The sequence below is a fragment of the Porphyromonas bobii genome (assembly GCF_943169685.1).
Lineage (GTDB): Bacteria > Bacteroidota > Bacteroidia > Bacteroidales > Porphyromonadaceae > Porphyromonas > Porphyromonas pasteri.
Window position 1 is genome coordinate 1 of the sequence record NZ_CALPBU010000003.1, and the last position, 26,084, is coordinate 26,084.

Sequence of the window (26,084 nt, forward strand, 5' to 3'; positions counted from 1 at the left end):
CTGGAAGGCCCATATCCAAGAGGGGGAATTCGCTGAAGAGGAGGGAGTCGTTGATCCGTTCTTCGACTTCGTAATCACTCAGGCCGTACCAGGTCTGAAGTAGTAGGATCTTGAACATCATCAAGGCTTCATAGGCTGGATTTCCTGTGGCGTTCTGGATCTTTGTATACTTCTTGTTGAGTAGTGTGCGAATACCTCGCCAGTCAACGCAAGCGCTGATCTGTCGAAGGAACGAGTGCTTCATGCGGTCGCGACGTACCTGCGTATAAACTTGCAGGAAGCTCGGAGCGGATTCGGTTTGTTTGGTAGGCATAGCGATACGACTGTTTTGGTTATGAAGATGCTAAATATCAGAAACATACGCAAATGGAATAAACCTGGGTCCCCTCTAGTGCCGTGCAAAGGTCTCCTAATAAGGTGATTGGAGAAGGCACAGCCCTGACAAAAGCCAGGAGATATAGGTGTGGTAGGTAGGAATACGTAGATTCTTTGCGTAGAGCGTCAGGAACTGCTATGTATCAGCCTTTGGGGCTAAATCGCTAGCCCCTGCCCCGCCAAAGGATCACCCTCGCGAAGCAGGGGACTACACGAAACAATACAAATACACAATGTCATTATGGGCATTCCCTACCCACCCTTTGCTCTCGATGACGGCTAGCTCTTGATATTCTGAGCGATCCAGAGGTTGAGGTCCTGCTTATTGATCGCCGCCGACATCAGCTCGGGGAACTTGTCCGGGGTACAAGCAAAGGCGGGTACCCCAAGGGTACCTAGGAATGCTGCGTTACCCCGATCATAGGAAGGCGAACCATCGTCGTTGAGGGCTAGGAGGACGATCAGCTGTACCCCCGACTGTACCAGCCGGACGAACTTCTTGCGCATCTCCCGCTCGTTGCCCCCCTCGTAGAGGTCCGTCACTAATACTAGCGTCGTATCCTCTGGACGTGTAATACGCTCCATGCAGTAGTGCAGAGCTCGGTCAATATCCGTTCCTCCCCCGAGCTGGACTCCGAAGAGCAGGTCCACAGGATCCTCCATCTCATCCGTGAGATCCGCTACCTCTGTGTCGAAGACGACCATACGGGTACTGACGGCAGGGATAGAGGCAAGCACCGAACCAAAGATCCCCGAATAGACGACCGAGGCACCCATTGAGCCGCTCTGGTCGATGCAGAGGACGATGTCCTTCATGGCCTTGCGTCGTCGCCCATAGCCTATACGGATCTCGGGGATGATGGTCTTATAGTCGGGTTGGTAGTTCTTGAGGTTCTTCGTGATCGTAGTATTCCAGTCTATCTCGTTGTAGCGAGGATTGCGACGTCGGGAGGACCTGTTGAGTGCCCCCGTGACCGCCTGCTGGGTAGGTCCAGCGAGCTTCCTAAGGAGCTCATCGACGACCTTGCGGACGATCTCCCGAGCCGTAGCCTTGCTCTTCTCGGGTATAGCTCTCGATAGGGACATGAGGGTAGCTACTAGGTGAACGTCAGGTACGACTCCCTCGAGCATCTCGGGCTCTGTCAGAAGCTCATGGAGGTGAAGACGTGATACAGCATCCCGCTGGATGACCTGCACGACACTCTGGGGGAAGAACTCTCGTATATCCCCCAGCCATCGGCTGACCTTGGGAGCCGAACTCCCTAGTCCCGCCGAGCGGTCAGAGTCGTAGACTGCCTCGAGGCACTCATCCATCCGTATCTCCTCCTTCGAGAGGCTCACACCGGTGCCATCGGCTTCATCTCCACCGAGGATCAGTCGCCAGCGCTTCAGATATTCTTCTTGCATCATCTCTTTTGTCTAGTCTAATCCTAAGAATAGGTGAAGTAAGGGCAGGACACGAGCTGCCTCGGCATGGTCCAGGGGCTCTGTACTCATCCCGACACTCTGGGTCGAGGAGCGCTTGCCATCATAGTGACGAGCCTTCTCCCCGAGGTTGCGCCTTTCGGCTGGAGAGTACTCTGAGAAGGTCCTACGCAGCACCGGAAGTAGCTCGTGGAAGTTCTCCGCCGTGATACCGCAGATCCAGTCATTGACCAACTCCCAGAGACGATCCTCCAGCAAGAGGAGCGTGGAAGAGGAACGAAGGAAGCCCTCGAGCCAATACGCCATATCCAGAGGCTTCATCCCTACCGAGCTGTGGTAGGAGAGACTATGTGCGATCTGTTCGCTGGACAAGCGGTCAGCTTGGTTAAGGAGCAACGTCGCCATACCAGCTAGCAAAGGATGCACCTGCGAAGAGGTACGAAGCTCCTCGAGGAAGGCGAGCCACAGCTCCCTAAGCTCTTCGTCTGCTAGGGTCATAAGAGCTTGGTCTACCTCCCTTAGGGAGTTATATAGATCGTCTGCGGCTGTTTCGTCGATACCTGAGCAGGCCTGCAAGCCCCCAGCTACGCTACGTGCTACCATTACCCGTAGTATACCCTCTAGGTGAGAGAAGTCTAAGGCACGTACAGAGCCGTAGCGCAGGATGCGTATGAGCTTGGGGATCGTATCTAGCATTTCCCCGACATCGCCAGCGGAGGCAGATAGCTCGTCGAGCCTCTTAGTCATCATCGTCACCAGCCCCGGGAGGTCGGCAGGGATAGCTTCATCTAGGAGCTCGGCGAGACGGCGTATGCTCTGCGCCTCCATCGCCTGATGGCTCATGTAGGCTTCGGTAGCCTGCTGTAGGGTGTTGCCCCACACAGCCCGCTCGATGATAGATATGATCTGCTCGGGCTTATGGTAGAGCTCCCATTGCTCTTTGAAGGTGCCCTTGCCCGAGACTCCCCGCTCTGTCCCCCAGCCGATGCCGAGTAGATCAAGGCGATGGATGAAGATACTCTTCTCTAGGTCTAGTGGTTTACGCAGGTCAAGGGTTACGGTCTTGATCTCGGAGGTGAAGGGCAAGCGAAGTCGCTTCTGTTGCCGCTCAATGTCCACCAAGAGGGGCACCTTAGGCACATCATCGGGTACAGAGCCAAGGCGATTACCGATGACTAGCTCCTCCTTGATCAGATCCAGTAGGATCGGATCGCCGAAGCCCATAACGGTAATAGCTGCCTGATTATAGTCCTCTAGTAGGGCACGTGGGTATTCCTTCAGGGCAGCAGTAGCGTGAGCCAGACGTACGGTCTCGATAACATGTGCCACGGAGGTGTCCATATTCTTCCGACGAAGATGCTTGGCCATCCTACTGACCCAGAGCGTACCATCATCCTCGGGGTGATACCACAGATAGTCATACCATCCTGGGGAAGTGATACCTGCACCATAACCGCTATATAGGGATAGGCGGTCGTAGGTCCAGGGGATCCACGTGCAGGTAATCTTCGTCTTGGGAAGACCCTTTAGTCGTTCATTGTCTTCCTTGATTTTGATCTTGGCTCTTGCCTCTAGGGCTGGGGCATGCCATGCGCCACAGATGACGACGATGACCCGATCACCTGCTCGCTCGGCCTCTCGTATCTGCTTACGCATCCACGCTTCACGTACGAGGTCGTGCTCACTCGTACGTTCGGGGAAGGCCTCCCGAAGGGCAGTCATAGCTTCGCTCACCGCCTCGAAGACCTCTGCCCCGTCGGGACTACTCTCGATACGAAGATTCCACCAAGCCTCCCCATCCGATAAGCCATCGATCTCTGCGAGGACATCGAAGGGGTCGGGAGAGATAAAGGCATCCTCTAGCTCTTCCTCATCGGGGGGAAGGACTGCGCTCACCTCCACGGGGGACTCTTCGTCTGTAGCTGAGGTAGACGACTCGGTCTGCTCTGTAGGGGGAGTAGACAGCTCCTCTGTAGCCTCGTCAGTGGGAGCTTCGCTTGGGCTTGCCTCGCTCGTCTCCTCTGCCTTCACCTCTGTCTGGGCTAAGCGATAGATAAGGGGTAGGTCAAAGAAGTGTAGCTCCGTACCCTGAGTGGCTGCGTAGAGCATCGCCTGCCATTCGGGGGAGAAGGCTGCGAAGGGATAGAAGACCGCATTCTGAGGATTCGTAGGCTCGTAGGCCAGGAGAGCTACGGGGGGCTTCATGCCCTCTCTAGCTACCTGTCCTAGGAGCTCCTCCGCCTCGGGTGGTCCCTCTACGAGTATTAGATCAGGGCGGAGAGCCTCGAGACGCTCCCGTACACGCCGAGCAGAGCCCGGGCCGTGATGCCTGACCCCAAGTATATACGTAGCCATGGTACTAGATCATGTCACGCGAAGCACGATAGATGTCCTTCCACCCGTCACGTTGCTTGACGACGGTCTCCATGTATTCCTGCCAGACGATCTTATCCTGCACGGGATCCTTAACGACAGCACCGAGGATACCCGAGACCAAGTCCTCAGCATGTAGTGCACCATCACCGAAGTAGCCAGCCATAGCAAGGCCGTTATTCACCACCGAGATCGCCTCTGCCGTACTAAGTGTCCCCGTGGGGCTCTTGAGCTTGGTCTTACCATCAGCGGTAGCCCCAGAACGTAGCTCACGGAATATAGTGACCACACGACGTATCTCCTCTAGTGCAGGCTTCTCTGCTGGTAGCTTCATCACCTGCTCGAAGCTCTCGACTCGTCTGCGCACGATATCGATCTCCTCATCCAGTGTATCAGGGAGTGGGAGGATGACGGTATTGAAGCGACGCTTGAGGGCGCTAGAGAGGTCATTGACCCCCTTGTCTCGGTTGTTCGCCGTGGCGATGACGTTGAAGCCTCGTATGGCCTGCACCTCTTGGTTCAGTTCGGGTATAGGCATCGCCTTCTCCGAGAGGATGGTGATGAGGGTATCCTGCACATCGGAGCCAATGCGGGTGAGCTCCTCTACACGAGCTATCTTACCCTCCTTCATAGCCTTCATGACGGGAGTCTCGACGAGTGCCCCTTCGCTTGGCCCTTCGGCTAGTAGGCGGGCATAGTTCCACCCATAGCGTATAGCCTCCTCGCCCGTACCTGCAGTACCCTGTACGATGAGGGTAGAGTTACCGGAGATAGCGGCAGCTAGGTGCTCACTGACCCAGCTCTTGGCTGTCCCGGGGAGCCCATAGAGCAGGAGGGCACGATCGGTCACGAGGGTTGCTACGGCTATCTCCATGAGGCGTCTGCGGCCTATGTACTTCGGGGTTACCTCGAATCCGTTCTTGAGCTTCCCCCCGAGGAGATAGGTGACGACCGACTGGGGTGATAGCACCCAGTTATCGGGGATTGGGTTGGTCTCGTTCTTCTTTAGCTCGTGAAGTTCTTCTGCGAAGAGTTGCTCGGCATGTTGCCTTAGTAATGTGCTCATATTATACGTATGTAGTGGTTTTATTTAGTCTTTGGGAATGTTTTGTCTAGGGCGGCCTTCGTCTGCATGATCAGGAGAAGATCCTCTAGGAAGGCTCGCTTGGATGGGGTCATATCGGGTACATGCTCTGCATCCTCTCCGTGCAGGAGATTGTAGAGGAAGGACTGTACGTCGGGGTGTAGGGATAGACCTATCTGCTCCGTCTTCGCTAGGCGATAGTAGACGTAGCAGGCACTGACGATCTTCAGGAACGCCAGGGAGAAGCGAGGCCCCCACATCTCCTCACCCTCCGTGACCCATTGCTCGGGTATGCCGTGGCGAGCGTTGTACTTCCGTAGGTCTATATCCTCTCGTTGCCCTGGGCTAAGAAGCCCCACGAGCTCCTCGAGGGTCTTGCTATCACACTGCTCCTGCAGTACCCAGTAGGCCCAGTGCCTGTCTCGTAGGGTTACGATCGGACTAGTTATGGAAAAGTAGGAGGCAAAGGGTGGGTTCTTGGCAAGTCGCTGGGCAGCCTTCATCGGATCGCTCGTCTCGTAGAACTCCATCCAGAAGGTCAGGGGTACACGCTCTGCTATCTGGCGCAGGATGTAGTGCTCATCGCTCTCGCCCTTGTTGGGGCTGACCTCGGCGATACCCAGCTCCTTGAGTTCGGGGCTGTAGGGGATCGGGGTATATGACCAGCCTAGTATGCGCCCATACTTCAGCTGTCCCTTTAGGAGCTCGCAGTAGCGTCTGACGAGCTGCCCCTTGGGTAGGCTCTCGAGAAGCGAACGGGCGACCTCACGCACCTTCTGGCTGCGATCCTTCGCCATCACGGCGGTGAGGAACTCTTCGTCCTCTTGGCTAAGTCCTATACTGAAGCACGAGAGCAGAGCCTCTCTATTGGAGGCCGTCTCCTCACGCCAAGTACGTTCGACAAGAGGTATCGCAGCTCGAGGATCCTCCCTACGCACCTGCTTGAGGAGTTGTAGGCGAGCCTGCTGACCAGATAGCTCCCAGTGCTCTAGATCTAGGGGACTCTCCTCCTCTACCTCGAGGAGCGGGAGTAGCCACTTACCTCTATTGCCCGAGACCTTGAGGGCGTTGGCTCTACAAGCTACATTGTAGCCACTGCCCTTCTTGAGTACCGTGCTTAGTAGCTCGTACACATACTCGGGGCGAAGGATCAGCCCCTCCTCAGCCACTAGGTCTAGCCCATAGGCAAGGGTAGCGGTCAGCCTATTGCTGAGCAGGCTACGAAGGATGAGGGAAGGCTCCTGCGGGAGGAAGGGTTGCGTCTCCTCAAGGGGCTCCGTCAGTGGGTAGCTCACCTCCTGCTCCTCGGGCAAGAGACCTGCCCGACGATAAGCGAAGACCATCGCAGCTAAGCGATAGAAGGCCTCCTCGCTGTCCTCACTCCCCTGCTGTATCTTCTCCCACTCTGCCTGCAGCTCGGGCAGGGGACAGGCCACCGCCCTACCTGGGGTGCCCAGCAGAGCTAGGCTAACAAGACTATTCGTTGTACTACTCATACTCCTTGGTGTGATACTCATGCTGTGTGATGCGGTAGTGCCCATCGTACCAAATGGAGATGAGCCGCCACTCGCCTTCGCTGATGATGACGAAGGCATTGCAAGGTCTTCCGCCCGTTAGGGTCAGGAAGGAAAGTCCATCCTCTCGCCTTATGGAGACAGGCTGTCGCCTACCCCTAGCGTCATAGAGTGCGAAGGACTCGCCCTCTGGGCAGATCCTTACCTCCGCGAGACAGAGAGAGGTGTGCTGGGCGAAGGGGTTCTGCCCCATCCGCTCTCGATAGTATGCCATTCCCTCCTCGATACTGCCAAAGCTCTGAGGGACAAAGGTCTTCTCTGTATGGGTGGCATCCTGTACCAAGGCTCGGCTGTTGAGCACTCCCTTATAAAAGAAGAGCTTCGCCCGATAGACTACTCCCTCCATCAAGCTAAGCTCCATAGACGGGCGACCGGGCACAATGAAGGTCAAGCGCACGGCATATCGTCCACTCTGCAGTCCGTAGAGGTGGGCGACCTCGGTGCGGTTATCGCCCGTGCTACGCTCCTCGGTATAGAGGACAAGCCAATCATCCTCCACTCCTTCGCCAGCGAGCACCTCATCCTGTGACTGAGGGATACCGACCATTGTCCTAAGCTCCACCTGCCAGTCCTCACTGAGGGTCTCTATCCTACGGTAGGCAGAGATCAAGAGGTAGAGACGGGAGAGGCGATCGAGGAGGAGCTCCTTCCAGCCCTCAGCGTTGTAGTCGATCTCGTAGATCTCGTAGAGCCGCTGGGCGACCCCCGAGGCCTGCGCATCCACCATCCTACGTGCCATCTCGTAGATACTCCCCCGCTGGCTAGAGGCTACGTGCATCAGACCCGTACGCAGTAGATCCTTCATCCACAGCTCCAGCTCCTGCATTCCCACCAAGATCTTGGCATGGCGATTGGCCTGCCGACGCTCTGCCTGCTTGGGGTCTTTGACCTTCTCGCCCTCCTTCTTGCGCTCCTCACGCTGAGCTTTCTTCTCAGCTGTCTCTGCACGCTTGTCGATCCAGGAGGTGACCCACTCGGGCTCGTCCTCTTGGGCGAAGGCGGACTCACTGCGAGCATAGAGCAGGAGGAGGCCTAGGGCATGCTTGCAGGGAAACTTATGGCTAGGGCATGAGCACTTAAAGGCAATATTCGTAAGGTCTACTATCGTCTGGTAGGGGGATGACCCCGAGCCCTGGCAGTGTCCCCACAAAGCTCTTTCGCCACATCGCAGCAGGGGCCATTTGCTGGTCTTTGCCTGTCCTTGTCCAGCCTTGACAGAGGCGGCATCGGGTGCGAGCTGTAGTATCTGGTCTTCGGTAAGTCTGATGGACATATTGATGTCTATTTGCGTTGTGTGTACCAAAGGTAGTGATTATGCCCGAAAAATCTCCTCCCCCACCAAGGTACTACCGCTACCTCCCCGCCCTCTCCTTCTCCACCCCTCGACCCTACAGATCCTGCTGATAGGCCTAGCTCCCTCACCCTCCTGCCCCTATCTACCCCCCCTGTGTACTCCCTGACCCCACAGATTCTGCCGATAGGCCTAGTTCCCTCACCCTACTGCCCCTATCCTCGACCCAGTACTCATTGCTTGTATCGATCACGGAGACAGCTCTAGCTACGGGATTTTGAGAGGGGTGAGAGAGGACACGGTATGTCCGCTGTAATCACCTTACATAGGTGATTACGATGGTCTCTGTATGTATGCTATTCCCTTTCTCGGCATGGTCTGTTTTTTGCTCTAGGAATGATTGTGACAGAGGGCTTTGGCTATTGGACTTATTAGACCTATTGCACCTATCGAGACCATTGCGCAAGGCCATCTCTTCACAGCTTGCACCTTCTTGCCTCGAAAATTGGGATCTTTAGGCTGAGAAGTGGGATGGCTGTCTCTCCCCCTTGCCCCCTTCCCGGGAGGATCATCCTCCCGAGAGGGGGCTTTCCCGGGCTATTTGGCGCTCTGGAGCACAAGAAGCCCAGGCATACGCTTCAGATTGTATGCCATAGCCTCCAAGATATTCTGTGTATGCGTTCGCTCAAGCCCTCGGTAGCGACATCGCCCTCCTGAAAACCACCTTCGAATACTCCCGAAGGTACGCTCTATCAAACAGCGCATTTTGCTGATGGCGTTATTCAGTTCACGTTGTCGCTCTGTGAGCTTCATCCCCTTCTGCGCCTTGAGCATAATCCCATCAATCAAGCCGTGCTCAAAGAGACAAGCTGAGTTCTTCTTGCTACAATAACCTTTATCGGCAAGAGACTAACGCCCTGCGTAAGCTCAGCCTTCTCTATCAACTCGGGCAATACCACCGTATCGGCACAATTGGCTGGCGTGGTAATTACGCTCTCTACCAACCCTTGTCCATCGATCAGCACGTGCTTTTTGTACCCATAGCGCTAGTGTCTGCCTTTGCGCACCCAACGAGCTTCCGTATCCCCCCCTGGTTTGCGACTTTTGAGTTCATACTGATAAGCCGGCTCTTGGGCTTGCTCTTCTTCGGTGCGCAAGTCCTCTCGGTCGTCCGCCACTTCGATGAGGATACTTCCATCGGGAGCGTGCGGGCTATCCACAATGCTCACATCCACGATAGCCCCTTGGTCAATACGGCTAATCCCGTGCTTCTTGAACTACTTATTCAGCTCGCGAAGGAGCTTGTCCATAATCCCCAAGCGCGTCAGTTCAGCGCGAAAGCGACAGATGGTGCTGTGGTCTGGAGCTGGAAGGCCCATATCCAAGAGGAGGAATTCGCTGAAGAGGAGGGAGTCGTTGATCCGTTCTTCGACTTCGTAATCACTCAGGCCGTACCAGGTGTGAAGCAGTAGGATCTTGAACATCATCAAGGCATCATAGGCTGGATTGCCTGTGGCGTTCTGGGTCTTTGTATACTTCTTGTTGAGTAGCGTACGAATACCTCGCCAGTCAACGCAAGCGCTGATCTGTCGAAGGAACGAGTGCTTCATGCGGTCGCGACGCACCTGCGTATAAACTTGCAGGAAGCTCGGAGCGGATTCGGTTTGTTTGGTAGGCATAGCTATACGACTGTTTTATCTATAAAGACACTAAATATCAGAAACATACGCAAATGGAATAAACCTGGATCCCCTCTAGTGCCGTGCAAAGGTCTCTTCATATGTGTTGTGACAAATTCAATGTTACCATCTCCCTCCTCGAGTAGTTGTGCAACAAGACGCTTGAAGCTCGCTTTATCGTAGGCTGAGATCTCAATCTTACCAACTGGCTTGGGGACTTCAATAGGAGCATTTGCATTGAGTGCAAGAACCTCTTGAAGAGTGAACCCCCAAAGCTCTGCATACTCAAAGAGCTTATCGACACTGGGGAAGTTACCTTTGGATTCCCAGCGTGAGACAGAGCTTGAGGAAACTCCCAGCTTTACAGCAAGATAGTCTTGCGAAATTCCATTCTTCAGGCGAGTAGCTCTCAGGAGCTCGAGTAGTTTTTCCATATACTCAAAGTTATAAACGCATCCGAGCTCAACCAACCCGTTTCGTGCAAGTTTATGCGCCCAATGCAAGAGGTCTTGCATCAGATGCAATATAGATGTCTTTCGGGGCTGCAATGGGGCTGATATAAGATAGAGATAGGAAAGGTTTTCCTTCAAGAGAACACGTCATTTTTGCCCAGCTACACAGTCTGGTGCACGGTGCAAGCCCCTTATATATAGGGCTTGCACCGTGCACCAGACTGTGTAGCAAGGATCTACGTAAACACCTATAAAAGAGAAGCTTTGCTTATCGTTCGTTTTTCTGTACCTTTGTCAACCGAAAAAGAGAGATGTTTTACTTCCAATAGCCATTCAGAAGAGTAGTCAAGAGTCAGTCAGAAAACTGCTACACTTTTGCTACACTCCCCGCTTGACTAGATTAGATAGAACCTGTCATACAACAACATAGGTGGGATGCGTTCATATCCCTCTCTCTCCGCGGTAAAGGGTGCAAATCACTAGTGATTTGCACCCTTTTACTATACCTAAGGAAATGAGGATAAGCCCTTACCCTTCTTCGCTGAGATGGGTAAGGGCTTCGTCGTGGTGTGGATGGGAGGTGGGCTAAAAGCGCTGCCCTTCGCTGCTGGTCTTCTTGTTGCGGTAGGCTGCCTTGAGGGAATGAATGCGGTAGGAGACATTCAAGCCGGCGCCCGAGAAGTCCCGCGCTTCGATCTCCTGCGCAAAGATGCCTGCCATCCTGCGCGTCCTGTACTGCTTGTTGTCAAGGAAGAGGTTCTGCAGGCTGAGGTCAAAGGTGAAGTTCCCGACCTCCTTGGATAGCATCAGGCTGTAGCTCCACTGAGCAGAGTACTCGCTGAAGAGGTGATGCCTTCTACTTGAGTAGCTGGCGTCAGCGTTCACACTCCAGCCCTTCCCCAGCTCTACATAATGGCTTGTCGAGAGCTCCAGCATCGGGCGATCGAAGGTCAAGCCACTATACTTGAGGAACTGCTTTTGGAATCCCACCTCAATTGATGGAGAGTACGGACCGAATGAATCACTCCAATTCAGCCCCAGCGAGAGCGTCGAATAGCTGGGGATATTTATCGTACGCTTGAGCAGCACGTCGGCCTTCGTCTCGTGGCGGGCTAGCGCTGTGGTCGCCGTATTCCGAATGTAGTTATAGCTGGCGCTGAAGGACAGCGTCTTGTACGTGCCGAGGAGCTGTAGGGCATCATTGGTCTCGTTGAGTAAGAAGGGACTACCCTGCTGGTAGACGTACTGATTCTCGAGGAGTGTGAAGTTATTCAAGGACGAGTACGCTGGGCGGTGGAGGCTCTTACGATAAGACAGCGTAGCTTGGAGATCTTCGCCCGAATAAGACAGCGAGAAACTGGGGCTTAGGAAGTGAGGGGAGGGCTTCTGACGGGTGACACGCGTACCATTCTGCGTATAGGAAGAGGCTTCATACTCATATCGCAAGCCTGCATACCACGACAGCCCCAGCCACTGAGCCCTCACATCAACGAAGGTGCCCAGTAGCGTTTGGCCATTCTTCACCGTGGAGCTAACGACGTCAGTCACGATGCCTTGCTCCGTCTGCTGCAGCTCATTCTTATTGAAGCTCAAGGCCAGCTCAGCGCCGTAGCCCAGCTTCACCCCCTTGACAGGTGTCTGGAAGGACAGCATCAGGGAGTTCATGCCATAGCGCTGAGCTCCCTTGGTCTGCGCGTGTGCCGAAGTGCCCGCCTCGTCGTATATGGAGGTATTGCTGTCACTCCCCAAGAGGATCTCATCGGTGACGTTCACACTCGTGGCACCTATCTTCCCATTGTAATAGAGGCTCGACGTGGATTTGTAGGGACGTGAATCTATTTGCGAGGTATAGGGAGTATTCAGGCGCACGATCCCGCTCTCCTTGTGGATCAGTCCCTCAGAAGCGACATCGAACTTCGCAGCACCCACCTTGAGATTGGAGACAAAGCCGATGTTCGTCTCCTTAGCTGAGGATATATTCAGCCCTAAGCCACCCATAAAGAAGTCACTTCGATTGCTCATATCTGAGGAGCTGAAGGTCTCCAATAAGTCTCCACTCCCATTCGGCATGCTGTAGTAATCACTATTCCCACTCGCCATCGCGGTGTGGCTATAGCCCGCATTGAAGCTCCAATAAGCCCGAGCATTGCTGTGAGCGACGTTGACACCAGTATAGGTGCTGAGGCGATGCTGCAGGAGGGCGTATTGCGAAGCAGAGAGGCTGGTCATATTCTGCTTCTTGATCGTGTGGATCTTGATCACCGAATTCGTGGAGGCCTTGTACTGTGCGCCAGGGGTATTGATGACCTCGACACTTGCGATATCTTGGGAGCGGAGGTGCTGGAGGATGCTCGCATCCTGCACCCGCTGACCATCCAGGTAGAGGGTAGCCTCACCACCCGTGCCGAGCACAGAGAAGGATCCGCCTGATCCCTGCACGAAGGGGATGCGGTTCAGTAGGTTGTCGATCGAGCCGCTATTCCTGAGTGAAGGCACCGCTGCGACGTTGGCAACGAATGCACCATCCTTCAGCTTGAAGGCTTTGCGCTTCGCCCGAACCGTCACATCCTGCAGCTGGTTAGTCTGTACCTCTAAGATGAGCTCTGCGCCTTCCCGAGGGTAGCGGCTGATAGGTCGCAGTAGATCCTCATAGCCGATGCAGGTCGCTCGTATCCACTGCGGGACTTTCCCTTGCTCCATCGTGATCAAATAGCGCCCGAGCTCGTCGGTGACCCCGCCTGCGATGAAGGAGGAGTCTTGCGCTAAGAGGACGATGTTCACTAGGGGGATCGGCGTCTTGTCTTCGGACGAGATGGCCCGCCCCGAGTATATGATCTGCGAGAGCAGCGTGATCTGGGCGCAGAGGCAGCAGAGGATGATGGTGAATAGCTTCTTCATGGCTTAGTGGATTTACTTTACATACCTCCCTGTCGCTACGGCATGGCTCTTGGGATCGAACTCCTTCTCAATATAGTACACTGTCGAAATCATAGCGGAGATGTCGGCTGGTCGCCAAGCCGAGGTGTGGCTGAAAGGAGCTTTGCGATCTCGTCCTTGTAGGACATAGACGATGGCGATATCCCCGAAAGAATCCTTGACGATCACGCGATTCCTCCGCTTGGTCACATAGACCCTCCGTAGAAATCCACACACTCCATCCATCGTCGGCACACGCTCCGTTGCGGTATCAAGGACTATGCAGACCCAGCGCCCTGAGTCGAAGTTAAGCTGATAGCTATACATGTAGCCGACATCACGCTTACTATGAGTGCCCGTGCTCTTTACTAGGGTGAAGTCTGGCGAAGCAGCGATGATGGTGTCCTGATCTGAATGGCATTCCTTGAGAATGGAGGCGATATACGCTGCCCGCTCCTTCGGCAGCGCTTCCTTGTTCAGCGCAAGTTGCTCCTCCTTGAGGTTCAGCACCGAGGTAGCGACCTTGAAGACGGGCTGATCAGCGACCTTGATCGTGTTGGTGCTTGTGTCGAGGGTGGTTTGTGGGGCAAAGCAGAGTGCCTGCTGAGCTCCGCATGAGGCGAGGGCGCTCACACAGAGACAGGCGAATAGGCTATGAAGGGCTCTCTTCTTCATAATCGTGTCGTGAGTTATGGTAAGACGTTTGTGGCGTTGACTCGATGTCTTCAGATTCAGTTGTCTACCACAAACTTAGTAAAAGATATGCACACAAGAAAGGTGCAAAGAAAGAGCCCCCTGACGCACGGCTATTTGCATGCGTCAGGGGGCTTGCTGACTATAACTTGCGAGGGGAGGGATAGTATCGAGCCTTACAGTGTAGGGGTCTCTCTGGTGGGCGAATTGACTGTACGCGAGCTACTGCGCTTGATCTTATCTCCGCTGGAGAAGTGCCATGTCACGCTTAATTTGAGGCGTCTACGAGGAGATAAATCCGTACGCTCGAGCTCTGCAAAATCTGTTTTGACACGCATAACCGCTCTATTATGAATGAGGTTGAGCACCCCAAGATTGATCTGTAGCTGATCATTCAACAAGCTCATATAGACACCGGCATCTATATCATAGCGTAGCCCTACTTCATGGCTCAGATGCTTCTCTGCAGTCTGTCCTGTAGCCGATAGCGTTAGTCCCATCGTATTACTCAATCTAAACTGCTGGGTGGCACTCCACCCCAGCCAAGCGCTGGAGACGGTCTTACCTGGGCTCTTCTCTGTATTGTGTCTCACAAAGACCCTATTATTTGTCTGCCAAAAGTCCGACACACTGGCTGTATAGGAGAGGGAAGTATAGTGCTGTAGACTCGTGCCACTATTTTCGGGTCTCGTGTACACCACATCGGACTGCATGGGGTCTCGATGAGCAAGCAGATGTATGATGTTCGCACCGCTCTTTAGCCTATAAGTCAGTATCCAATTGGGATTGATGTAGTAATTCGCCTCTACAGAATGAAAGGTTTCTTCCTTTAGATTTTGGTTACCTATGCTATACAGCTTCTCGTTTTGATAGACAGCCACTGGGCTATAGTAGCCATAGTTAGGCAGCGAATAGTCTCGGCGATAAGCTATAGATATACCCGACTGCTTCTGCGGGTTCAGCATGTATTGCAACTGGACATTGGGATACAGCCCCGAATAACGGTTGTTGATAGACGCAATCCGATTGAGATAATCGCTATACTGCATATCTGTTAGCTGATAGGTCAGCCCTACCTGCACGAATGCTCGCTGACCAATCATGCGGCTGTACTCTACCCACGGGGCAAAGTCCCCTCCAGAGATCTGGAAATCTTGTTGCTTTACTTGAGTGAGTATTGTGCTGGCGATACCCGACATTTCGTTTCTGTCTCTCAGACGGCTAAAGCGAATCCCCAAGTTTACACTACTCCCCTTGCTCGACTTCAGTTCTAAACGAGGCTCCACATAGAGGTAGGACAGCCTCTGCCTCAATTCATTCTCGTCATGAGTATTGAGCTCATAGTCTATATGATCGCTATTGCTCTGATTGAGGTACTCGACCTTGGTAGAGAAGGAAGAGTTTTTCCCGACATTCAGATTAGCTCGATAGAGCAAGCCCGCATTACCTTCGATAAAAGAGCTTTGGGTCTTTTGTCTCAGACTCAGCAGCTGCCCGTTGTGGTTGGTTTGATTGATGCTTAATCAGATATAGCCCTCCATAAACTTGCAGGGATTGCGTCGGAGTAAGCTGATACTGTAGCCCCAAATTCTCGTGAAGAGCCAAGGACTCCTTATCCGAATGAAACTTTCGATCTACATGATGGGTGCCGTAGTTATCTTGACGCTTGTACCTTGTGCGATAATTCCCTGAACCCAGTTTAAGGTTGTTATATACAGATAGCTTACCAAGCTGATATTGTAGCGTAGGAGTGAGGATGGCATCTACAAAACCCTCTCCATCTGCTTGTGCAGTCAAGCCAATTGCCCCAATAAGTCCCTCCTTCTGTCGAAGAGTTACACGCACGATACCTCCTTGGGCTTCTTGCCCAAAGGAAGCTCCTGCATTGGGTATCACCTCGATATGCTTCACCATATTGGTAGGGATGGAGCGTAATTGCTCGGCCGTAATCTTGCGATCTCCAAGATAGATGATGGTATGGTCTTTACCATTGATCAAGATATTTCCACTAAGCACCTCGACTCCCTGTATATAGCGCAGAGTCTCCATGAGGCTCTTCCCTTTAGCAATGGGATTACCTTGGATGCGCACAGAGAGATCGCCCGAGGGAGAACGCTTGACATAGGAGCTAAGCACGACGACCTCTGACAGTTCGGTGGCATCACCCTCCAATATGATATTACAGACCGGCTGAGCTGCTATTGTGCGAGCCTTGTAGCCAATACACTTGGCGGTGAGTATATGCTCAGACGCAGACAGCGCTTCAAAAGCAAATCGCCCCTGGGCATCTGTCAGACAGCCTGCTACGAAGGTACTGTCCGCACGCTTACGCGCAATAACGTGGGCTAACTCAATAGGTTTCCCTTCGGCATCTACTACGGTGCCTTTAATAGCTTGGGCTAAGAGAATTTGCTCACTACAGAGGAGTACTACGAGGAGTAGGAAGCATTTAGTTAGAGTCTTCATGGTGTTCAATTTTCTTTTGCAGACGATCTGTTGTGTCGAGGGCTGTTTGTGGGGCAAGGCAGAGCGCCTGCTGAGCTCCGTATGAGGCGAGAGTGCTCACACCGAGACAGGCGACATAGACTATGAAGGGCGCTCTTCTTCATAAGGGTATCGTGAGTTATGGTAAGACGTTTGTGGTGTAGACTTGATGTCTTCAGATTCAGTTGTCTACCACAAACTTAGTAAAATACATACAGACAAGAAAGGCGCAAAGAAAGAGCCCCCTGATGCACGGCTATCCGCATACGTCAGGGGGCTTGCTGGCTATACTTGCGAGGGGAGGGATGCATACCACTACTTGTTGGTAGTGCAAACCAATAGTGGTTCGTGAGTCAACCACTATTGGTTACTACTATGAACCTATAGTGGTTCGCACGTCGACCAATACTGGTCGCCCCACTGACCTATATTAGGGTTGTTGCTCCACGTAGGGATAAAAGTTGTGGACGAGCGGCAGATAAGTTTGGACTACGCACGTGGACGATAAATCTACGTACGTGGATATTTGGATTTACGTACCTGGTCTTTAAGACTACGTACATAGATAGAGGAAAAGCACTACGTGAAGGCGCTTTTTTCTTCACGAGAAGGACACTTTCCCCTCCGCTGGGTATGGGTAGGACTGCCCTACCCTTCTTCACTGAGGAGGCTAAGGACTTCGGTAAGGGTGTAGTGCTCGGCGGTGGCTTGGGGCTTTCGGTAGCGGCGGATCAAGCCACGGAGGGGACGCCACAGCGAACTAAAGTCCCGTACACTGCGCGTGCTGACTTCGCCCTCCTCACTTACCAGCGTACAGCGATTGCTCCCAGAGAGCGGGCTACCTGCCACACGCGTCACGAAGTGCTGGATCCCACGCTCGTCCGTGATGAGCGCAGCATCACACAGCGTCCAGAGCTCGATGTACGTGCCCAGTGTCGCCACGGGGAAGGCGCCCAGATATGCCAAGCCATTCGTCTCAGCTATGGGAGTGAGGAACATTCGGCTATCCGAAAGGATGCGCTCACGATACCGCCACAAGAGGGAGAGGCTTTGGCGAAAGAGCTCAGTAGCCTCGGTACGTGCTTCGGGTGTCAGCGGTGTGGGGAGAGATGTAGCGGGATAGAGACGCAGCAGGGTGCCATCCATCCGACGCAGCTGCCCCTCGGGGTGCTCAGTCGAATAGATAGTGCGGGAGCTGAATGTGAGCTCCTCTGTCGAAGTAGATGTAGCTTGGGTAGTCATACCTTTTATTTTTAGATGAGACGATACGTCCTCTCGTGTCAGGCAGGGAGTCTGCCTCTCGCACCTTGCCCCGTATGCGGATAGGTTGCGGACGGCTCGTAGCCGTTCTCTGGACACTTCTGATGAAAGACACTTCCCCTCCTGGGAAGCACCACGAAGGTAGGCTTTTTTCTAATAACTACAGTGCCTTACTGCAGGCCTACAATAAAGTAGCCAGCCGTTCTCTCAGCATATCGACCGTCACCATATCTGTCGTAGAGATACGATAGGGAGGGAGATCATACTTGGAGAGAAGGCGGTCTTTGAGTGCGTCTCGGGCCTGCTGCGTAGTACTTCCCTTATGGAAGCTCCAGCCATCGACCTCAATGACGAGTAGCGGACGCTTCGTCAGCGAATTATAGACGAGGAAGTCCACGTGCGAGAGAGGACTCTTGACAAAAGCTCGCTCCTCAGCATCCAGTAGCGACACATCAGCGATGAGTCTCTCAAGGGGATAGTGACAGAGCACGGAAAGCTCGCTACGCCCCACCCCATTGAGAGCCTTGAGTAGCGTATCATAGAAGAGCGTCTCAGATAGTTGCCCGGATACCTGATGCTTGGACTGATAAGCCAAGCGCTCCGTAGTGTACTGCGTATATAGCAGATCAAAGACCGAGCGCAGCTTGCTCTCCTTCACTTCAAAGTTGTTATACTGAATGTAGCTGATAAGCTGAGATAGGATGCTCCCCTCAGGCAGATCATTCCCTGTCGCCACGATACAGAGGTGAGTCTTGGCACGAGAGATAGCTACGTTGAGGAGGTTTGGATCGTCAGAGAACTCTGTCGGACTATTGTCCACCATACTCATGATGATCGTGTCGCACTCTCGCCCCTGGTACTTATGTACCGTACTTGCGATATCCATGCCCAGCATCTGGTTGATAGCCTGCGCCTGATCACGATAGGGGGTGATGATACCGATGCTCCCCTGATCCTGAAACTCTGGTAGCACCTCTTGCGTGATGACGTCTATCTCACGCTGGTTGAAGCGCCCTCGGGCATGATTCCCCTTCACGGTGCGTAGGACTTGAAGCACCTTCTCCTCACCCTTATCCGTCGTCATGGAGATCAGCTCCCCATCATAGAAGCGCTGATTGCAGAACTCAATGATCTTGGGGTGGCAACGATAGTGCTCACGTAGCAGCGTCACGGGGGCATCCTTGAAGATCTCTAAGCAGGACTTCAGGAAGCTATGCGTCACAGCATCATATCGGTCATCGACCTGATAGGTCTCTCGTATAGCTGTGAGAGCAAGGGCCTCCTCTCGGCTTACTACATTAGGTAGCTGCTTGTCATCCCCTACGATCACAGCATTCATAGCACACGATAGGGTCAATGCTCCCGTCTTGATATCGATCTGCGAAGCCTCGTCCATGATGACATAGTCAAAGACATAGTCGGGATTGATATTCCCATTCGATCGGTATGTACTACTCAGCACCACGGGATATTCCTTGAGGAAAGCCTCCGTCTTGAGCTTGAAGTCTCTGATAGTGAACTGGCATCGGGCGCCGCCACTATCATAGCGCTTGCTCACCTTGCTTTTGAGAAGCTGGAGCGACGAGGTCGTAAGCTCCTTGACGCTCTGCTTTAAGTCGATGGACTGAAGACGCTGCGTGACGGCAGAAAGCTCCTTCTCTATCTTAGACTGAGAAGCCTCATAGTAGGCATCTTCCAGGCAAGCGATGACCTCCGCAAACTCTCTCTTGAGGAACGAGAAGGCCTGCGGTCCTAAAGTGAATGTACTCTTCAAGCGAAACCAAAAGCTGGGCCGCTCCGAACGCTCTGCGAGCTGCTGAAAGCGCGTAAGTAAGGCCATCAGCCCAGCAGGAGACTTATCCTTCAGCCAGCTGACATCTTGCCCGATAGCCTCATTAAGGAGATCATTATACTGACGCTCCGTCTGCAAGGCATTGAGCTCGGCCCGTAGCTGCGCCTGCTTCGTCTGGTCTTCAAAGCCCTGAGACACCTTCCGCAGAGCCTCCTTGGCCACCTTCTTGACCGCCGAAGCATCCTCGAGCGCCCATCCCTCCATATCGGGGTAATAGGGTTGCTGCTGTTGGATGAAGGCCTCCTTGTTCTCAGAGTTCCCCAGTTGTGCCACGAGGAAGCCCAAGCCTTCACGCTGGAGCTTCTCGGCAATATTCTCTACGGCAGAATTATTATTTGATACCACCAATATAGTCTTGCCTGCGAGGAGCAAGTTCGCGATGATATTGAGGATCGTCTGCGTCTTCCCCGTACCTGGAGGCCCCTGCACGATACTCACCTGATGGCATAGGGCTGCCTCCACCGCAGCCTTTTGGCTGGCATTGCACCCGAAGGGATAGTAGACTTGCCGTGGCATAGAGCGCGTAGCCAGCTTCCTCTTATCACCAAGGTACTGAGCAAGGGGCACGTTATCTCGCTTCACATCCACCAGACGGTAGGACTTCGCTAAGATATTTGTCCCGTCGCTGGCGCATAGTCCCGTCTCAGCTGCGAGCTTCTTCAGATAGTCCCACGTAGAGCCCCCCGTCAGGTCTATCGGCGTGCGGGTAATATAGATCTCCCGACCATCAAGGCACTCTACATAGCCATTCGTATGGGTCACTCGATAGAAATTGTACGTGGAGTAGGCGAAGCACAGGAGCTCTGCAATGTCGGAGATACGCTTGTTCCGGACGTAGAGCCCCCTATGCACGACGTTGATAGGCTTGGGATCTTTCAGATAAAGGAGGCGAGCTTTATTGTACTGGAAGACACGGGGAGAGGTCTTGAAGCGCACCAACCATCCTCCATGCTCACTGACATCTATGGACTCGACCTGCTCGGTGATGAACATTCGTTTGTCCCCCTGCCGCTCCAAGTCTATGATCATACACTGCCTTGCATCCATATCTCTGAGTAAAAAATCAACCAATTACTATAAGTCCCTTGCAGCTGTCTTCCACTGCGAAGAAGCCCCTTATGAGGCATCTAAATTACCAAGAATAGTAGATAGTGCTGTGGGAGCCGAGGACGGTGCAGTGGGGCGTTCGTGCGGGGCGGGAGGAGGCTGCGACGGGAGGACGTATACCTTGTGCGAGCAAAACGTATACGTTTCATACCCAAGACGTATACGTTTCACACTCGAAACGTATACGTTTTCACCGCCAAACGTATACGTTTTGCTCACGATACGTATACGTCTTGATGAGAAGGGGTATACGTTCGGGCCGTGCAACCGATGAAGCAGGCACTTTGAGCGAAGGGGAAAGCAGAGCGAAGGCGCAAGCTTTGGGTGAAGAAAGTAGCGGCCTGCCTGCAGGCGAGGGATACAGCAAGCCCCCAGCAGGCGCCACGAGGACGGCTGCTGGGGGCTTTGCTTTAGCGGGTGTGATCCAAGAGCGGGAGCGGTAGGGCGCTACATACGCGAGCGAAGATCCTGGGCACTCTGGCGCTCATCCTTACCCTCGATGGAGGCACCGAAGGAATAGGTCAAGCTCAGCGAGTAGAGGCTATTCGACTCGTTCTTGACACGCATCTGGTAGGCGGGGGTATTGATATTGATGTAGGGCTCGGTCCAGATGAGGTTGTAGGCATCGGCAGCGATACGGAGCTTCCCATCGAGGAGCGTATAGGATAGGCCTGCATTAGCCGTGAAGGAATGCGAGTGCCTCAGACCTCCGTCATCGTAGCGTGGGCTCGCGTAGTAGATGGAGCAGGTACCTTGGAGGGTCTTACTGCGGTTGAAGAAGAAGGTATTGTTCATGCTGAAGCTATAGCTCAGACCAGAGCCTCCATAGGGAGAGGACACATGGGCATCAAGCTTCGTCTCATTATACCAAAGGCGCTGAGAGATGTAGGTCTGGAAGAAGCTGACTTTATTGAAGAAGTAGCTATTCTCCAGTCCAATGATCCAGGTCTTCTCGGCATTCTCATAGGTGTAGCTTCCTCGGTTCGTCGCAGGATCCAGGCGTATCACCTGCGTAATCCCGTCCCATAGGTAGCCCCCATTGAGCTGGAAGTTCAGCGCACCGAGGAAGGTATATCCGAGGGCAAGCCGTGCGCGCTTCGCAGCACGTAGATCCTCCTTCCCTCGCATGATGGTGTACTGATTCTCATAGTTAGCGAAGGGAGAGAGCGCACTGAAATGCGGACGGTTGAGACGGATGGTACTGCTGAGGCTGAAGGCATGACGGTCATTGGGATTGTAGCCTAAGAAGAGCGTGGGGAAGAGGTTGATGTAGCTCCTCAAGTTCTCCAGACGACGGCCGTTATTCTCCCCTGCCGTATGGGTGTACTCCATACGAAGCCCCGTGCGAAGACTCCACGTCTCAGAGAGGGGATGCTTGAAGTCCGCATAGAGCGCATAGACCTGCTCATCGAAGCGGATCTTATCGTGGTGCTCACCCATCGTGCTCGCTGCATCATAGTCACTACTATTGCTGGTGCGCGTCCAAGCCCCCTTTGCTCCGAAGCCCAGCGTCCCCTTACCGAGGGGCTCGACATAGTCCAGGCTGGCGATATAGGAGTCGATATGCTGATCGGTCAGCGCATTGAAGCGGAAGTCCGAGCCCGCGATAGGAGTACCCTGAGGGGTTAGGCCCGAGGAGGTAAAGCTACGATCCTCCCGATTGCGGTAGCCGACATAGTCCACGTCCCACGATAGGCGGCGCTTAGGCACCCCCTTGAAGGTCTTCTCCATGTGGGCATTCGCCGAGATGTACCTCCCATGATCGATGTTCACCGCAAGCCCTGGGAGGGAACGAAGGAGCTGGTACGAGCCATCGGAAGTGATACTATAGTCGCGAGAATCATTCTCACGATGCGTACTATCCTGCTGAGGCGTATAGGAGGCGCTGAAGCCGAGTGTGAGCTCTGGAGTGAAGGCGTAGTCCAGTGCTCCACGTATGTTGAAGTACTTATCCCGCCCAGTGTAGTAGGTATCACTGACATAGTAAGTCTTCTGCTGAGGATAGGTACGATAGGTACGCGGATCACCATCAAACAGCCCCGTACCGGCACCGAGGTCAAGGGAAGCTGTGACCTTGCCCTGATTATAGTTGAAGCTCGTACTGAGACCATAGCGAGGCCGCGACTTTTTGATCCCGAAGGATGGCGTGACACTTCCCCCGAAGAAGTCATTCTTAGCTTTCTTCAAGACGAGGTTCAAGACGCCCGCATCTCCTTCGGCTTCGTACTTAGCAGGTGGTGTGGTCAAGATCTGAATCTCCTGAAGGTCGGACTGTGGGTAGGAGCGCAGGAGACTGAGGAGAGCAGTACCTGAGAGGCGCACGCGCTTATCGTTGACGAGGACGATGACTCCCCCCTTACCGATGAGACTAATGCCACTATTCGTGACATTCACCCCAGGTGTCTGCCGTAGGACATCCAGTGCCGAGGCGGCGGCAGGCGCTATCTGGGTCGCATCGAAGACCAGGCGGTCAGCCTTACGAAGCATGATGGGGCGGCGCCCTGTGACTTGGACAGCGGAGAGCTGCTTCGTCTCCTCAGTGAGGAGGAGTTCGCCGAGGTCAAGAGCACCAGCGATGGTGAGCGTCTGATGATAGGGTCGGTAGCCCAGCGCACGCACCTCGAGGAGGAAGGTGCCCTCGGGAGCCTCCAAGCGGAAAGCCCCGTGCTCGTCACTGGTAGTCCCTACGACAAGGCTACTATCAGCGGGATGGCGCAGGAGGACGTTAGCAAAGTCCACGGGCGTGCGGTCAGTCGTCTTCTTTAGGGAGCCCTGTACAGCGACGGTCGTCTGCGCGAGAAGGCTACCAGAAGATAGCGCAAAGGCGACTGAGAGCAAGTGAATGTGTTTCATACCAAGAGGTGCGTGCTAATGGAAATCGTCCCGAAAGGTAGCGACTTTATAGAAAAAAAAAAAAAAAATAGCCCCCTTAAACGCCTGTGAAACACTGCTATTATATAGTCCTCTCGCCACCCTCCTGCAGTAGATGAGCGGGCGACAGCGGAGCTGCGATAGACTACAGCAAGCCCCCAGCAGGCGCCACGAGGACGGCTGCTGGGGGCTTTGCTTTAGCGGGTGTGACCCAAGAGCGGGAGGCGGGGCACTACATGCGGGAGCGGAGCTCTTGGGCACTCTTGCGCTCGGACTTGCCTCGGATAGGAGCACCGAAGGAGTAGGTCACACCGAGGTTGAGGGTGAGTGCACTATTCTCGTTGTTGGCATACATCTCATAGTCGGGAGTCGTGATATTCAGACGGAGGTTATTGCGGAGGAGGTTGTAGGCGTCGAGAGCGAGGCGGAGCTTCCCTTGGAGGAGCGTGTAGGATAGGCCCGCTCCGCCAGAGATGACGTGCCCCATATGGAAGCCTCCATCGTAGCCAGGTGTCCGATAGTAGAAGGAGCAGGTCCCTTGGAAAGTCTTACTGCGGTTGAAGAAGAAGGTATTGTTGAGGCTGACATGATAGCTCAAGCCTGCGCCCCCGTAGAGCGAGGTAGACTCAGGGCCGATCTTCATATCGGAGTACCAGACACGCTGGGAGATGTAGGTCTGGAAGAAGCTGACCTTATTGAAGAAGAAGCTATTCTCCAGGCCGAAGGTCCAGGTCTTCTCGGCATTGTCATGCGTGATGCTCCCTTGATTCGTCACGGGATCGAGGCGGATGACCTGTGTGATACCATCCCAGAGATAGCCACCGTCGAGCTGGAAGTTCAGTGCCCCAAGGAAGGTGTAGCCGAGAGCAAGCTGGGCACGCTTGGCAGCACGCAGATCTTCTTTCCCTCGCATGATGCTGTACTGGTTCTCATAGCTAGCGAACGGCGAGAGTTGGCCGAAGTGGGGGCGATTGAGGCGGACAGTACCATTGAGGCTGAAGGCATGGCGGTCGTTGGGGTTGAATCCCAAGAAGAGCGTGGGGAAGACATTGAGGTAGCTCCTCAAGTTCTCCAGACGACGGCCATTATTCTTCCCTGCCGTGTGGGTGTACTCCATACGAAGACCCGTGCGGAGATCCCACTTGTCGGAGAGCGGATGCTTGAAGTCAGCATAGAGCGCATAGACATGTTCGTCGAAGGTGATCTTGTCGTGACGCTCACCCATCGTACTCGCTGCATCGTAGTCGCTTCGGTTGGTGGTGCGGGTCCATGTCCCCTTAGCCCCAAAGCCCAGCGTCCCCTTACCAATCGGCTCGGTATAGTCCAGGCTCGTGATGTAGGAGTCGGTGTGCTGATCGGTCAGAGCATCGAAGTGGAAGTCTGACCCAGGGATGGGAGTACCATTAGGCATCAAGCCTCGGGAAGTAAAGTTACGCCCCTCTTGGCTTCGATAGCCTACATAGTCGGCATCCCACGAGAGACGACGCTGGGGAGCGGACTTGAAGCTCTTCTCAAGGTGAACATTCGCCGTAGTGTATTGGCTCTTGTCGGTCTCGTCGGCGACACCAGGGAGCAGGCGTAGGAGTTCACGCTCACCACTGGGGAGGATGCGATAGTCTCGGCTATCATTCTCTCGGCGAGTATCGTCCTTCTCCGGGCTGTAGGATATACTCGCCCCCATGGAGAGCTCTGGGGTGAAGGCATAGTCTAGCCCCGCACGAAAGTTGAAGTAAGGGCCCTGCCCCGAGTAGGCGGTCTCACTCGAATGGAAAGTGCCCTGCTTGGGATAGGTGCGGTAGGTATCTAGGCGACCATCATAGCCTGAAGAGCCTCCTCCGAGCTGGAGAGAAGCGGTGACCTTGTCCTTCTTGTAGTTGAGGTTGGAAGTGAGGCTGTACAAGATCTTATCCTTACGAAGTCTGAAGCGAGGAGCGATACTTCCTCCGAAGAAATCGTTCTTAGCCTTCTTGAGGATGATGTTCAGCACACCGGCATTCCCCTCGGCTTCGTACTTAGCGGGCGGGGTGGTGAGTATCTGGATCTCCTGGAGGTCAGACTGCGGATAGGAGCGGAGGAGGCTGATCAGAGCAGAGCCCGAGAGACGTACCCGCTTGTCGTTGATGAGGACGATCACCCCGCCCTTGCCGATGAGGCTGATGCCGCCGTCGGAGACGTTCACCCCAGGGGTCTGGCGCAGGACATCCAGAGCCGAGCTGGCAGCGGGAGCGATCTGCGTAGCGTCGAAGACCATACGGTCGGCCTTGCGGAGCATAATGGGGCGGCGCCCTGTGACTTGGACAGCGGAGAGCTGCTTCGTCTCCTCAGTGAGGAGGAGTTCGCCGAGGTCAAGAGCACCAGCGATGGTGAGCGTCTGATGATAGGGTCGGTAGCCCAGCGCACGCACCTCGAGGAGGAAGGTGCCCTCGGGAGCCTCCAAGCGGAAAGCTCCGTGCTCATCGCTGGTCGTCCCCACGACGAGGCTACTATCAGCGGGATGGCGCAGGAGGACGTTAGCAAAGTCCACGGGCGTGCGGTCGGCGGTCTTCTTCAAGGTGCCCTGTATTGGGAAGGTCGTCTGCGCGAGAAGGCTACCAGAAGATAGCGCAAAGGCGACTAAGAGCAAGTGAATGTGTTTCATTTCAAGGAGT

15 protein-coding genes and 1 pseudogene are annotated in these 26,084 nt (G+C 54.2%); all 16 read right to left on the reverse strand.

Annotated features, from left to right (window positions below; all coding sequences use genetic code 11):
• On the reverse strand, positions 1-313 hold a 313-nt coding region (locus KO088_RS08890), incomplete at its 3' end, for a transposase (RefSeq protein ID WP_215493659.1).
• A 341-nt stretch (positions 314-654) separates the two neighbouring features.
• Positions 655-1,782 carry a VWA domain-containing protein gene (locus KO088_RS03890; protein ID WP_215493807.1) on the reverse strand — a complete coding sequence of 376 codons (1,128 nt, stop codon included), beginning with the start codon at positions 1,780-1,782 and terminating at the stop codon, positions 655-657.
• Between the two features lie 12 nt (positions 1,783-1,794).
• On the reverse strand, positions 1,795-4,155 hold the full coding sequence (locus KO088_RS03895; RefSeq protein ID WP_215493660.1) for a DUF5682 family protein: 2,361 nt from the start codon (positions 4,153-4,155) through the stop codon (positions 1,795-1,797).
• A gap of 4 nt (positions 4,156-4,159) precedes the next feature.
• On the reverse strand, positions 4,160-5,239 hold the full coding sequence (locus KO088_RS03900) for an ATP-binding protein (protein ID WP_215493661.1): 1,080 nt from the start codon (positions 5,237-5,239) through the stop codon (positions 4,160-4,162).
• 20 nt (positions 5,240-5,259) lie between these two features.
• Positions 5,260-6,753, reverse strand: a complete 1,494-nt coding sequence (locus KO088_RS03905; RefSeq protein WP_215493662.1) for a DUF5691 domain-containing protein — start codon at positions 6,751-6,753, stop codon at positions 5,260-5,262.
• On the reverse strand, positions 6,746-8,104 hold the full coding sequence (locus KO088_RS03910; RefSeq protein WP_215493663.1) for an SWIM zinc finger family protein: 1,359 nt from the start codon (positions 8,102-8,104) through the stop codon (positions 6,746-6,748). The genes KO088_RS03905 and KO088_RS03910 overlap by 8 nt, the downstream gene beginning before the upstream one ends.
• A gap of 615 nt (positions 8,105-8,719) precedes the next feature.
• Positions 8,720-9,807: pseudogene (locus KO088_RS08895) on the reverse strand (IS5 family transposase).
• The gene (locus tag KO088_RS03920; protein WP_251419784.1) at positions 9,804-10,235 is read right to left on the reverse strand and encodes a helix-turn-helix domain-containing protein; all 432 of its coding nucleotides are present in this window, start codon (positions 10,233-10,235) and stop codon (positions 9,804-9,806) included. The pseudogene KO088_RS08895 and the gene KO088_RS03920 overlap by 4 nt, the downstream one beginning before the upstream one ends.
• Positions 10,236-10,838: 603 nt before the next feature.
• The gene (locus KO088_RS03925; protein ID WP_251419786.1) at positions 10,839-13,151 is read right to left on the reverse strand and encodes an outer membrane beta-barrel protein; all 2,313 of its coding nucleotides are present in this window, start codon (positions 13,149-13,151) and stop codon (positions 10,839-10,841) included.
• A 12-nt stretch (positions 13,152-13,163) separates the two neighbouring features.
• Positions 13,164-13,844 carry a hypothetical protein gene (locus tag KO088_RS03930; protein WP_215493666.1) on the reverse strand — a complete coding sequence of 227 codons (681 nt, stop codon included), beginning with the start codon at positions 13,842-13,844 and terminating at the stop codon, positions 13,164-13,166.
• Between the two features lie 194 nt (positions 13,845-14,038).
• Positions 14,039-15,298 (reverse strand): outer membrane beta-barrel protein, encoded by a 1,260-nt coding sequence (locus KO088_RS03935; protein WP_215493667.1) that lies wholly within the window; start codon positions 15,296-15,298, stop codon positions 14,039-14,041.
• Positions 15,299-15,305: 7 nt separating this feature from the next.
• Positions 15,306-16,328 (reverse strand): TonB-dependent receptor, encoded by a 1,023-nt coding sequence (locus tag KO088_RS03940; RefSeq protein WP_215493668.1) that lies wholly within the window; start codon positions 16,326-16,328, stop codon positions 15,306-15,308.
• 666 nt (positions 16,329-16,994) lie between these two features.
• Positions 16,995-17,588 carry a hypothetical protein gene (locus KO088_RS03945; protein WP_215493669.1) on the reverse strand — a complete coding sequence of 198 codons (594 nt, stop codon included), beginning with the start codon at positions 17,586-17,588 and terminating at the stop codon, positions 16,995-16,997.
• A 199-nt stretch (positions 17,589-17,787) separates the two neighbouring features.
• Positions 17,788-20,505, reverse strand: coding sequence for an AAA domain-containing protein (locus KO088_RS03950; RefSeq protein WP_215493670.1), 2,718 nt, complete (start codon positions 20,503-20,505; stop codon positions 17,788-17,790).
• 507 nt (positions 20,506-21,012) lie between these two features.
• A complete protein-coding gene (locus KO088_RS03955) occupies positions 21,013-23,418 on the reverse strand; it encodes a TonB-dependent receptor (protein ID WP_251419787.1) in 2,406 nt (801 codons plus the stop codon).
• A gap of 250 nt (positions 23,419-23,668) precedes the next feature.
• Positions 23,669-26,074, reverse strand: coding sequence for a TonB-dependent receptor (locus tag KO088_RS03960; protein ID WP_251419789.1), 2,406 nt, complete (start codon positions 26,072-26,074; stop codon positions 23,669-23,671).
• Between the last annotated feature and the right edge of the window lie 10 nt (positions 26,075-26,084).